The sequence below is a fragment of the Roseimicrobium gellanilyticum genome, assembly GCF_003315205.1.
GTDB lineage: Bacteria > Verrucomicrobiota > Verrucomicrobiia > Verrucomicrobiales > Verrucomicrobiaceae > Roseimicrobium > Roseimicrobium gellanilyticum.
Map to the genome: position 1 here is coordinate 374,679 of NZ_QNRR01000008.1, position 13,037 is coordinate 387,715.

Below are 13,037 nucleotides of genomic sequence, written 5' to 3' on the forward strand. Positions count from 1 at the left end.
TTTAGCGATGCAGCCAAACTCGTAGCAGGGAAAGCAACTGGTCGGTGTTCACGGGCTTCGCGATGTAGTCACTGGCACCGGCTTCGAGGCACTTTTCACGGTCGCCTTTCATCGCCTTGGCCGTGAGAGCAATCATGGGCAGCGTACGGAATTGGGGATTCTTACGGATTTCGCGCATGGTCTGGTAACCGTCCATCTCAGGCATCATGATGTCCATCAATACCATGGAGAGGTCCGGTGTGTCCTCGATGATCTGAATCGCCTGTCTCCCATTCATCGCGCTTAGGACTTCCATTTGCTGGTTTTCCAGCACGATCGAGAGGGCGAAAATGTTGCGGGCGTCATCATCCACCACCAGGACCTTGCGGCTTTCCAGCGCCTCATTGGAGTTGTGCAGGCGCGCAATCATCTTCTGCTTCGGCTCGGGGAGCTCGGCGATGACGCGATGCAGGAAGAGGGCGGTCTCATCCAGCAGACGTTCGGGCGACTGCACGTCCTTGAGCACAATGCTCTTGGCCATGGTGCGGAGGCGCTTTTCCTCCTCCTCGGAGAGTTCCTTTCCGGTGAAGACGACAATGGGTACCTCCATGAGGCTGGGTTCCTCCTGGATCTTGTCCAGCAGTTCGAAGCCGCTCATGTCCGGCAAACGGAGGTCGAGCACGGCGCAGTCATAGGGCTTGTCCAGGAGCTGCTTCATGGCCTCGGAGCCGGTGGATGCCGTGGTGATCTGGATGTCCTCGTGACCGAGGAGCTCCACGATGCTCTGGCTTTCGATGTCATTGTCCTCCACCACGAGGAGATTCTTCACGCGCGGGCGGGCGAAGGTCTTGATGCGGTCGAAGGCGTGGTCGAGCTCGTCGGTGGTGGCAGGCTTCACCATGTAGGAGAAGGCACCGTGGGACAGGCCGTGCTGCCGCTCCTCCTCCAGGGAGATGATCTGCACTGGGATGTGCCGGGTGGCAGGATCGAGCTTCAAGTTGTTCAATACGGTCCAGCCAAGCATATCCGGCAGGAAAATGTCCAGCGTGATCGCGGTGGGAGCGTACTGCCGCGCCAGCAGCAGGGCCTGCTGACCACGGGTGGCCACGAGTCCCTTGAAGCCCTTGTCCCGCGCCAGTCCCAGCAGCACGCGTCCGTAGTGGGGGTCGTCTTCCACGATGAGCAGGACGGCATCGCCTTTGGCGATGATGTCACGATCGTCTTCGATGATCTCCTCGCCGGTGCTGCGGTAGTTTCGCATGGCGGTCTCAGAGACTTCCTGCATGGCGCGTGACTTCACAGGATCGAGGCTCTGTGCCACGGGGCCGGTGAAGTTCAGTGGCAGGTACAGTGTGAAGGTGCTGCCCTCACCGAGGGTGCTGGTGAGGCGAATCTCACCACCCAGCAGCGTGGCCAGCTCACGCGAAATGGCGAGCCCGAGACCGGTGCCGCCGTACTTGCGCGAGGTGCCGGCATCCGCCTGCTGGAACGCTTCAAAGATGAGGCGCTGCTTCTCCGGTGCAATGCCGATGCCGGTATCCGTGATGGCCATGCTCACGACATACGGCGAGCGCTTCAGCACGGGATGGTCCGGGCTCCAGCCTTCCGTGGCCTGCCGCACCTTGATGGTGACACTGCCCTGCGAGGTGAACTTGAAGGCATTGGACAGCAGGTTCTTGATGATCTGCTGCAGACGCTTGAGGTCCGTGGAGAACACGCGCGGCAGTGAGGGATCAAAGTCCACAATGAAGGGCAGGTTCTTGTTCTCCGCCACGTGGCCGAAGTTGCGCCGCACGGAGTCGCGCAGCGTGTCGAAGGGAATCTCCTCTGCTTCCACCGTCACTGTACCGGACTCGATCTTGGAGAGGTCCAGGATGTCATTGATGAGATTGAGCAGGTCGGAGCCGGCGGAGTGGATGTTCTTGGCGAAGTCCACCTGCCTGTCCGTGAGATTCCTCGCCGCATTCTCGGAGAGCTCCTGTCCGAGAATCAGGATGGAGTTCAGCGGTGTGCGCAATTCGTGGGACATGTTCGCGAGGAACTCGGACTTGTACTTCGAGGTGAGCGCGAGTTCCGCGGCCTTGTCTTCCAGGGCGCGGCGGGCCTGCTCGATTTCCACGTTCTTGCGTTCCACTTCCGCGTTCTGCTCGGCGAGCTCCTGCGCCTTCTGTTCGAGTTCTTCGTTCGTCTGCTGGAGCTCCGTCTGGCGGGACTGGAGTTCCGTGGTGAGCTGCTGGCTCTGCTGCAGCAGGCCTTCCGTACGCATGGTGGCCTCGATGGTATTGAGCACGACCCCGATGGACTGCGTGAGCTGCTCGAGGAAGTTCAGGCGCCCTTCCGTGAAGGGGTGCAGGGAGGCCAGCTCGATGACCGCCTTCGTCTCCCCTTCGAAGAGCACGGGCAGCACCACGATATTCGCCGGAGTGGACATGCCCAGGCTGGACTGCACCGGAGAGTAGTCGGGTGGCACGTCCGTGAGGAGAATGCGCTGGCGCTCCACCGCACACTGGCCCACGAGGCCTTCGCCCATGTCGAGGCGATCCATCTGACCCTTGGGCGTGGCGAAACCGGCGAGCAGACGCAGGAACCTGCGATCGGAACCCGTGCCGGTGGTCTGGTACATGGTGCCCTGGTGCGCGGCCACCAGCGGTGCGAGCTCAGAGAGGAGCATCTGCGCCACGGTGAAGAGGTCGCGCTGGCCCTGCAGCATGCGGGTGAACTTCGCCACGTTCGTCTTCAGCCAGTCCTGCTCCTGGTTGCGCTCCGTGGTTTCACGGAGGTTGTAGATCATCGTGTTGATGTTGTCCTTCAGCTCGGCCACTTCACCACGCGTCTCCACCTGGATGGAGCGGGTGAGGTCACCCTTTGTCACGGCGGTGGCCACTTCAGCAATGGCTCGCACCTGCGTGGTGAGGTTTGCCGCAAGCAGGTTCACGTTCCCGGTAAGGTCCTTCCACGTGCCGGCAGCACCGGGCACGTTCGCCTGGCCGCCGAGACGTCCATCCACACCCACTTCGCGCGCCACGTTCGTCACCTGGTCGGCGAAGGTCGCGAGCGTGTTTGTCATGTTGTTGATCGTTTCAGCAAGCGCGGCCACTTCACCCTTCGCCTGCACGGTGAGTTTCTGGCGCAGGTTGCCATCCGCCACGGCAGTCACCACTTTCACGATGCCGCGCACCTGGTCGGTGAGGTTCGCTGCCATCACGTTCACGGAGTCGGTAAGGTCCTTCCACGTGCCGGCCACGCCGGACACCTGGGCCTGACCACCGAGCTTGCCCTCGGTACCCACTTCACGCGCCACACGAGTCACTTCCGCGGCGAAGGCATTGAGCTGGTCCACCATCGTGTTGATGGTATTCTTCAGTTCGAGAATTTCGCCCTTCACGTCCACCGTGATCTTGCGGGAAAGGTCACCACGTGCCACGGCCGTGGTCACTTCCGCGATGTTGCGCACCTGGGCCGTGAGGTTTGAGCCCATGGCATTCACGGAGTCGGTAAGGTCCTTCCAAGTGCCAGCCACACCAGGCACCACGGCCTGCACCCCGAGTCGTCCTTCCGTACCCACTTCACGCGCCACACGCGTCACTTCGGAGGCGAAGGAGCGCAGCTGCTCCACCATGGTATTGATGGTCTCCTTGAGCTGGAGAATTTCTCCACGCACGTCTACCGTAATCTTGCGGGACAAGTCGCCATTCGCCACGGCGATGGTCACTTCCGCGATGTTACGCACCTGGCCGGTGAGGTTGGAGGCCATGGAGTTCACGTTATCCGTAAGGTCCTTCCACGTGCCCGCGACACCACCCACTTCGGCCTGACCACCGAGCTTGCCTTCGGTACCCACTTCACGCGCCACACGCGTCACTTCCGAGGCGAAGGCCGAGAGCTGGTCCACCATGGTATTGATGGTTTCCTTGAGCTGCAAAATTTCGCCCTTCACGTCCACCGTGATCTTGCGCGAAAGATCACCGCGCGCGATGGCCGTGGCCACGTCGGCGATGTTACGCACCTGGCCGGTGAGGTTGAAGGCCATGGAGTTTACGTTGTCCGTAAGGTCCTTCCACGTACCGGCCACACCGGGCACCTGCGCCTGGCCACCGAGCTTGCCTTCGGTGCCCACTTCACGCGCCACGCGGCTCACTTCCGCTGCGAAGGAGCGGAGCTGGTCCACCATGGTATTGATGGTTTCCTTGAGCTCGAGAATCTCACCACGCACGTCCACCGTGATCTTCTTGGAAAGGTCCCCGTTCGCCACGGCGATGGTTACTTCCGCGATGTTACGCACCTGGCCGGTGAGGTTGGAGGCCATGGAGTTCACGTTATCGGTAAGGTCCTTCCACGTGCCGGCCACACCACCCACCTGTGCCTGGCCCCCGAGCTTGCCTTCGGTACCCACTTCACGGGCCACACGGCTCACTTCAGAGGCGAAGGAGTTGAGCTGGTCCACCATGGTATTGATGGTGTCCTTCAGCGCGAGCACCTCGCCCTTCACGTCCACGGTGATCTTGCGGGAAAGGTCACCGCGCGCCACGGCGGTGGTCACTTCGGCGATGTTACGCACCTGCGCGGTGAGGTTGTTCGCCATGAAGTTCACGTTATCCGTGAGATCCTTCCACGTACCTGCCACACCCTGCACATTCGCCTGGCCACCGAGCTTGCCTTCGGTGCCCACTTCACGGGCCACACGCGTCACTTCGGAAGCGAAGCCGTTGAGCTGGTCCACCATGGTGTTCATGGTTTCCTTGAGCTGCAAGATTTCACCTTTCACGTCCACGGTGATCTTGCGGGACAAGTCACCCTTCGCGATGGCCGTGGCCACGTCGGCGATGTTGCGCACCTGACCGGTGAGGTTGGAGGCCATGGAGTTCACGTTATCGGTAAGGTCCTTCCACGTGCCTGCCACACCACGCACCTGCGCCTGACCGCCGAGCTTGCCTTCGGTACCCACTTCGCGCGCCACACGCGTCACTTCGGAAGCGAAACCGTTGAGCTGGTCCACCATGGTATTGATGGTGTTCTTCAGTTCGAGAATTTCCCCCTTCACGTCCACGGTGATCTTCTTGGAAAGGTCACCGTTCGCCACAGCAGTCGCCACGTCGGCGATGTTACGCACCTGGCCCGTGAGGTTGGAGGCCATGGAGTTCACGTTGTCCGTAAGGTCCTTCCACGTGCCGGCCACACCTTCCACTTCGGCCTGACCACCGAGCTCACCTTCGGTGCCCACTTCGCGGGCCACGCGGCTCACTTCCGAGGCGAAGGCATTGAGCTGGTCCACCATCGTGTTGATGGTGTTCTTCAGCTCGAGAATTTCACCCTTCACTTCCACGGTGATCTTGCGGGAAAGGTCACCGCGCGCCACAGCGGTGGTCACGTCGGCGATGTTGCGCACCTGGCCGGTGAGGTTGGAGGCCATGGAGTTCACCGAATCCGTAAGGTCCTTCCACGTGCCGGCCACACCCGACACCGCGGCCTGACCACCGAGCTTGCCTTCGGTACCCACTTCACGGGCCACACGAGTCACTTCGGAGGCGAAAGCATTAAGCTGGTCCACCATGGTATTGATGGTGTTCTTCAGCTCGAGAATTTCACCCTTCACTTCCACGGTGATCTTGCGGGAAAGGTCACCTCTCGCCACGGCGGTGGTCACGTCGGCGATGTTACGCACCTGGCCGGTGAGGTTGGAGGCCATGGAGTTCACCGAGTCGGTAAGGTCCTTCCACGTTCCGGCCACACCGGACACCGCAGCCTGACCACCCAGTTTGCCTTCGGTACCCACTTCGCGGGCCACACGGGTCACTTCCGAGGCGAAGCCGTTGAGCTGGTCCACCATGGTATTGATGGTGTTCTTCAGCTCCAGAATTTCCCCCTTCACGTCCACCGTGATCTTGCGGGAAAGGTCACCTCTTGCCACGGCGGTGGTCACGTCGGCGATGTTACGCACCTGGCCGGTGAGGTTGGAGGCCATGGAGTTCACGGAGTCGGTAAGGTCCTTCCACGTACCTGCGACACCTCGCACCTGGGCCTGGCCACCGAGCTTGCCTTCAGTACCCACTTCGCGCGCCACACGCGTCACTTCGGAGGAGAAGGCATTGAGTTGGTCCACCATCGTGTTGATGGTTTCCTTGAGCTCCAGGATTTCGCCCTTCACATCCACGGTGATCTTTCGGGACAAGTCACCGCGCGCCACGGCGGTGGTCACGGCGGCGATGTTACGCACCTGCGCCGTGAGATTGGAGGCCATGGAGTTCACGGAGTCGGTAAGGTCCTTCCACGTGCCCGCCACACCGGGTACCACGGCCTGACCGCCGAGTCGTCCCTCGGTACCCACTTCGCGGGCCACGCGTGTCACTTCCGAGGCGAAGGAGCGGAGCTGATCCACCATGGAGTTGATGGCTTCCTTGAGCTGGAGAATTTCCCCGCGCACGTCCACGGTGATCTTCTTGGAAAGGTCCCCGTTCGCCACGGCGATGGTCACGTCCACGATGTTGCGGACCTGGGCAGTGAGGTTGCCCGCCATCTGGTTCACGCTTTCCGTGAGGTCCTTCCACACCCCGGACACGCCTTTCACCTGGGCCTGACCGCCGAGCTTGCCTTCGGTACCCACTTCGCGGGCCACACGTGTCACTTCCGAGGTAAAGACGGAGAGCTGGTCAATCATGCGGTTGACCAGTCGTGCAGAAACGAGGAACTCACCCTGGAGCGAGCGGCCGTCGACTTCGAGGGCCATGGACTGGGAGAGGTCACCTTGGGCCACCGCACCGATGGTGCGTGTCACGTCCGTGGTGGGACGCACGAGGTCATCCATCAGTTCGTTCAGCGACTCCACCTCGGTGGCCCAGCCGCCGACGATACCCGGCACGCGGAGACGCTGCTTGAGTTTGCCCTCCTTGCCTACCACGCGGCAGATGCGGGCGGTCTCCTGGGCGCGGCGTTCGTTGATCCCGGCCACCTCATTGAAGGTGTCTGCGATTTTTCCGTACACGCCGGTCCAGTTCGTCGGGAGCTTCTTGGAAAAGTTTCCGTCACGGAGGGCCAGCATGGCCTCCAGAATGGCAAAGGCAGCGGTCTCGGGACTGTCAGCCGGGGCGGATGCTTTCGCGGTCGGAGGGGGGGAACCAGAAGCGCTCTTGGCTGTGGAGCTGCTTTTGGCTCCAGCCAAGCCATTGATGGCAGGAGGGGCTGCGGCAGCGGTGTTGGCGACGGTGCGTTTCCGAGGTGACAGTGCTTTCATGATGACACAATCCAAGATACTCCCGGGCTAGGGAAGATGCTGACGTCAGGTTACGTCTTGCGTTGAGCGCCAGCATTAATATAGCTGATGGAACGCGGCAAGCTCACCCTCAAAGTATAGTTTTTACCCAACCAATCATGCACCCATCCATCCAGCCCGGCACATGCGAATAGCATTCTCCGGAAATCGAAACCTGAAGTCGAGATCAAATGCGATCCAACAAGCCCTGATCCCAGAAGACTAATTCCTCGTGGCTGAAGACGGGCTTTCATCATCCATCGTGCAATTCATCGAGCAGTACGTGCGCTCGGTGGAGCAGCTCGAGATCATTCTGCTGTTGGGGAGAAATCCTGAACAAGAGTTCAGCGTGGAATCCGTTTATCAAGTCATCATGAGCACACGCGACTCTGTGCAGGGATGGCTGGACGAGATGGTCTCAAAGAATCTTGCAGTGTGCAATCCGGGTCCACCGCTGGGCTACAAGTTCTCGACTGCGGATGCGACTCTGCTTGAATCAGCGCAGCGGTTGGGCGCTTCTTACAAGGCCTATCCCGTGCGAGTGATTGAAGCGATCTACCGTCCGCGGAAGCCGCAGACGGATCCTGCGCAGGATTTCGCGGATGCTTTCCGGCTCAGAAAGAAACCTTCATGATTGGCAACTCATGGTCCAGATAGTCTACATCCTCTGTTCTCTGGCATGCCTGTTATGCGCCGTGCTTTTGATGCGCGGGTACAAGCGCTCCAAACATGAACTCCTCTTCTGGAGCGCCACCTGTTTCATCATCCTGGCTTTCGCAAATTTCATTCTGGTGGTGGATCTGGTCCTGATTCCCACAGGTGTCGACCTTCTCCTGTGGCGCAGTTGCATGAGTCTGGTCGCCATGTGTGTTCTTCTGTACGGATTGATTTTCAAGTCTGCCTAATCCGCTTCCTTCGTTCCCATGATTGTTGCCGCGTTCATTTCTGGAGCCATCGCAGCCATGAGTTTCACAGCGGCGGCTTTCTTCCTGCGCTTCTGGCAGAAGACAAAGGACCGGCTGTTTGTCTATTTCGCGGTGGCGTTCCTTCTCCTCATGGTGGAGCGAATCATGCGCACGGTGCTGGACATGGAGAATGAGCTCGCCCCGCTGGTCTACGGCGTGCGCCTGGTAGCCTTCCTCACGATCATCGTGGGCATTGTGGATAAGAACCGGGTGAAGTGAGCAGGTTACGAAACGGGTGGAGAAAGAAGAATCGTGCGCCTCTGGTCCATGACATAGCCCGCCTGTTGACCGGTAGGGGGCTGCTGCGTCGGCCTCCTGACTAGAGCGGGCGGAGGTGGTGCGGAGCATCCGGGTGAAACCGGCTTATCACGCACCAGTTCCACACCGCCTCCGCCCACCTGATTAGGAAGCCGACGCAGCAGCTCCCCACCAGTGTAAAGGTGGGCGGAGTGATAGACCGGAGGCATCATCGCCACAGCAGGCTGTGGACTCTAGAAAGCGGCAGCAGGCTGCCGCAGTCCAAGGAGGCTGCGCCTCACAAATTTCCTCTCTTTGCTGCTTTGCTGCTCCGCTGCTTTGCGTTTCTCTCTCTCTCTGAAGATTGAAGAGCTGCTACGCAAAAATCTCCGTCGCCACATTTCCTGCGACATCAGTCAGCCGGAAATCACGGCCTGCATAGCGATAGCGCAGCTTCTCGTGATCCAGCCCCATGAGTGCCAGCAGGGTGGCGTGCAGATCATTCGTGTGCATGCGGCCTTCTACGGCCTTGATGCCATATTCATCGGTGGCACCATGGACATAGCCTGCCTTCACGCCGGCACCGGCAAGCGCCATGGAGTAGCCGGTGATGTTGTGGTCGCGGCCATCCTGCCCCTGCGCGGTGGGCTGGCGTCCGAACTCGGAACCAAAAAGCACGAGGGTCTCCTCCAGCAGTCCACGGGTCTCCAGGTCATGCAGCAATGCAGCAACCGGCTGGTCGATGGTGCTGGTCCGATCGATGAGCCCCTTGTGCAGGTTGTTGTGATGGTCCCAACCGGACTGGCAGATTTCCACGAAGCGCACGCCAGCCTCGCTGAGCCGGCGCGCCATGAGGCACTGGCGGGCAAAGGCGCCCTGCGGACCATCCTTCACGCCATAGGCCTCCTGCACCTTCACGGGCTCCTTTGAGATATCGAGCAGCTCGGGCACCTTGCTCTGCATGCGGAAGCCGAGCTCGAAGGATTCGATGATGGCATCCACCGGATCCGGCGCGCCGGAGGTGGCGGCGAGATCGCGGTTCATGGACTGGATGAGGTCGAGCTGCTTCCGCTGGAGTGACCTTGCTGAGTAGGCTTTCACGTTGGGCAGCTGGCCCTGATCATTGATGCGCGTGCCCTGGTACTCGGCAGGCAGGAAGGCGCTGCCGTAGTTCACCGCGCCACCGAAATTCGGCGGAGGATTGATGGTCACATAACCGGGGAGGTCATTGTTCTCACTGCCGAGACCATAGAGCAGCCATGCGCCCATGCTGGGGCGGGTGAGTGCGGCGTTGGCGCTGCCGGTGTGGAGCTGCACCACGGCCTGCGGATGCGCGGGCGTATCCGTATGCAGACCGCGCAGCCAGCAGAACTTGTCTGCGTGCGTGGCGATGTTCGGCAGCAGTTCAGAGAACCACGAGCCGGTCTGGCCATATTGCTTGAACTTGAACTTCGAACTCGTGAGTGTGCCACCGCCCGGACCGCCCTTGCCACCATCCTTCACGAGCTGCGGCTTGTACTCGAAGGTATCGAGCTGCGACATCGCGCCCTCCATGAAGACGAAGATGATGCGCTTCGCACGTGGGGTGAAGTGCGGCTTCTTTGGCGCGAGTGGATGCTCCAGTTTCTTCTCGGCACCGAAGGCCTGCTGCTGATGGCCCAGCAAACCGGCGAGCGCGAGATAGCCAAAACCCGCGCCTGCCGAGCGCAGGAGGGTCTGGCGGGTGAGGGTGGGGGTGAAGGGGGAAGACATGAGAGAGGGGGAGAGGGGGAGAGGGGAAGTGGGTTAGCGGACGAAGCGGAACTCGGCGGAGGCGTAGATGGCCTGTACGAGGTTCATCCAGGCGGCGGCGCGTGGGGTGCGGGGTTGCACGGTTTCTTCGCGCACGGCCTGCTCGGTGCGATCGACATCATCGGGGTTCACCGGGATGGCGTCCGTCCTGGCATCCGAAGCGCCTGCGGGCCGAGGCTCGCTGGTGAGGGAGGCCAGCACCACAGGAGGTGATGCATCCTGATAGGAATACTCATAGGATGCGAGGAAGGCGCCAGCGCGCGTGGCCTCCTGCTCCGTGGGCTGGCGGCCCAAGGTGAGTTGGTATACCTCGCGCAGGGCCTCTACATCCGAGCGGCCACTCTCTGCCACCACCTGCTCCGCGAGCACCAGCGCCTGCTGCCGCACGAAGGTGGAATTCAGAAGGTACAGGGCTTGCGTTGGCACAGTGGTGGCCTCGCGCTGGCCGGTCACCAGCGTCTGCTCCACCGGGTCGAAGGCCGCCAGTGACGAAGGAGTGACGCCACGCAGCAGCGGCAGGTACACACTGCGTGTGAGGCTGCGGTCTGCGCTTTCATGGATGTTGCGGGCTTCCGCACCGTTGTCGCGCATTTCGATCATCTTCAGGTCTTTCGCGGGTGAGCCCTCGGGGACTTTCGATTCGAGACGACCTGCGGCGGCGAGCATGGAGTCGCGCAGCTCTTCTGCGGTCTGGCGCCGTGGAGCATGGCGCCACACGAGGCGGTTCGCGGGATCGATCTCGCGATATCCTTCCGGCACTGCTGTGCCGAGTTGGTAGGATTTCGAGAGCACCACTTCACGCACCAGCTTCTTCACAGACCAGCCTTCACGCATGAAGCGCGTGGCGAGGTAGTCCAGCAATGCGGGATGCGATGGATGGTCGCCATTCACACCAAAGTTGTCCACGGTATTCACGATGCCCACGCCGTGCAGGTGTTGCCATACGCGGTTCACAATCACACGCGGGGTGAGAGGATTGTTCGGACTGGTGAGCCACTGTGCGAGCTCCAGACGACCGCTCTGCGCGGGGTTCACCTCGGGCGCGCCTGGCACGGTGAAGGTGCTCAGGAAACCACGTGGCACCACGGGACCGAGACGCTCTGCTTCACCACGGATGCGCACTTCGGTGTCCGCGATGACCTTGCTGTCGCGCACACCATGCACCGCATGACCGCGTGCAGCGGGATCGGTGAGGGCAAGCAGGTCCGCCTGCAGCTTTTCATACTTCGTGCGGTATGCGCGCTGGGTGGGGCGGCCATCCGCGGTGAGCTTCAGTCCTGCGGGTGTACCACGGATGTCATCCCACGCTTTCTTGGCTTCAGCGACCTGCGTTTGCAGCTTCTCCACCTGCTCTTTCGGCGCGGCCTCCATGGTGGTGGAGAGCGCGACGAGCATGGCAGGGTCGTAGTAGTCCAGACCGCCGCCGCCCATCTTGTTCCGCACACCGGCGCAGTGGTCCGTGCTGGTGAAGATGCCCGCGAGCGCATAGTAGTCCGTCACCGGAATGGGGTCGAACTTGTGATCGTGGCAGCGCGCGCAGCTCACGGTGAGGCCCAGCACCGAGCGCGTGACCGCGTCGATTTGCTCATCCACATTGTCCATGATGAAGCGCACCTTGAAGCGCTGGTTCACGTCCTTCACACCCAGCGCGAGGAATCCCGTGGCGGTGAGTAGACGATCACGCTCGGCGGGCGAATCGGCGGCCAGCAAGTCTCCGGCGACCTGTTCCTGGATGAAGCGATCAAAGGGCACATCCCGATTCACCGCATCCAGCACGTAGTCGCGATAACGCCACGCGTGGGGATATGGCACGTTGCGTGAAGGGCCGGTGGACTCGCCATAGCGTGCCACATCCAGCCAGTGACGGCCCCAGCGTTCACCAAAGGCAGAGGACGCGAGCAAACGATCCACCACACGGGCGAAGGCGATCTCCGTGCTGTCCTTGTCTTCCAGGAAGCCGGTGATTTCCTTTGTCGTGGGAGGCAGACCGGTGAGGTCATACGTCACGCGGCGCAGCAAGGTGGCGCGGTCTGCTTCAGAAACAGGACGCAGTTTCTTCTCTTCGAGGGTGGCAAGGATGAAGCGGTCGATGTTGGTGCGCGGCCATGCCGTGTCCTTCACCTCGGGGACCTTCGGCTCGCTCAGCGGTTGCCACGCCCAGTGTGTGGCCTTGAGTTCTTCCGCCTTCTTCGAAAGTTTGCCGATGTTGTTGGGCAGGGCCTCGTGGGGCCACACCGCGCCATCGGTGATCCATGTCTTCAGCACTTCCACTTCGGACTCGGTGAGGAGTTCGCCCTCCTTGGGCATGCGCTTCTTGGGGTCGGTGTGCAGGATGCGATCCAGAAGCAGGCCTTTCGTGGGATCGCCTGCGATGACGGCAGGGCCGGCATTGCCGCCCATGAGCAGTCCGTTGCGATCGTCCACGCGCAATCCTCCGGAGGGTTTCGTATCCGCGGAGTGGCATGAGTAGCAGTGGCTCACCAGGATGGGGCGCACCTTCTTTTCAAAGAACTCCAGCTTCGCGGCCTGCTGGGCCTCGGCCTCCGGTGTCTGCGAGGCGAAGGCGGTGCTGCTGATGATGGAGAGGGTGAGAAATAGGGGAAGGCGCATCCCGGCGTGAGTACTGAACCGTGCGCCTTCTCAAGTCAGGTGGGCTCCGGAGGTGGTGGAATCAATGTCCTTCCGTGGTCCGGATCGGCGAGCTGCCGCGAATTCGCTCTGCGGCATATCCCATTAATACGATGGGAATTGGGGTGAGCAACTGAAAATCGCTTGGAATTGCGGTAGGGGGGAGATTGGGAGAGGATGGGGTGCTGAAG

6 protein-coding genes are annotated in these 13,037 nt (G+C 61.2%); 3 read left to right on the forward strand and 3 right to left on the reverse strand.

Annotated features, from left to right (window positions below):
* Position 1 precedes the first annotated feature (1 nt).
* Complete coding sequence (locus tag DES53_RS21870) at positions 2–7,015, reverse strand: HAMP domain-containing protein (RefSeq protein ID WP_425468385.1); 7,014 nt, start codon at positions 7,013–7,015, stop codon at positions 2–4.
* A 442-nt stretch (positions 7,016–7,457) separates the two neighbouring features.
* On the opposite strand from DES53_RS21870, the gene DES53_RS21875 reads away from it, so the two are divergent.
* The 3 genes from DES53_RS21875 to DES53_RS21885 are packed head-to-tail and all read left to right on the forward strand — an operon-like array spanning position 7,458 to position 8,409.
* Positions 7,458–7,859: a hypothetical protein gene (locus tag DES53_RS21875; protein WP_113960438.1), complete on the forward strand. Its 402-nt coding sequence runs from the start codon at positions 7,458–7,460 to the stop codon at positions 7,857–7,859.
* A gap of 10 nt (positions 7,860–7,869) precedes the next feature.
* Entirely contained in the window at positions 7,870–8,130 is a 261-nt protein-coding gene (locus tag DES53_RS21880; RefSeq protein WP_113960439.1) for a DUF5985 family protein, read from the forward strand.
* A gap of 18 nt (positions 8,131–8,148) precedes the next feature.
* Positions 8,149–8,409: a DUF5985 family protein gene (locus DES53_RS21885; RefSeq protein ID WP_113960440.1), complete on the forward strand. Its 261-nt coding sequence runs from the start codon at positions 8,149–8,151 to the stop codon at positions 8,407–8,409.
* A 393-nt stretch (positions 8,410–8,802) separates the two neighbouring features.
* Here DES53_RS21885 and DES53_RS21890 read toward each other — a convergent pair whose 3' ends face one another.
* Both DES53_RS21890 and DES53_RS21895 read right to left on the reverse strand, forming a co-directional pair.
* Entirely contained in the window at positions 8,803–10,179 is a 1,377-nt protein-coding gene (locus DES53_RS21890) for a DUF1501 domain-containing protein (protein WP_113960441.1), read from the reverse strand.
* A 33-nt stretch (positions 10,180–10,212) separates the two neighbouring features.
* Positions 10,213–12,828: a PSD1 and planctomycete cytochrome C domain-containing protein gene (locus tag DES53_RS21895; RefSeq protein ID WP_113960442.1), complete on the reverse strand. Its 2,616-nt coding sequence runs from the start codon at positions 12,826–12,828 to the stop codon at positions 10,213–10,215.
* Positions 12,829–13,037: the final 209 nt, after the last annotated feature.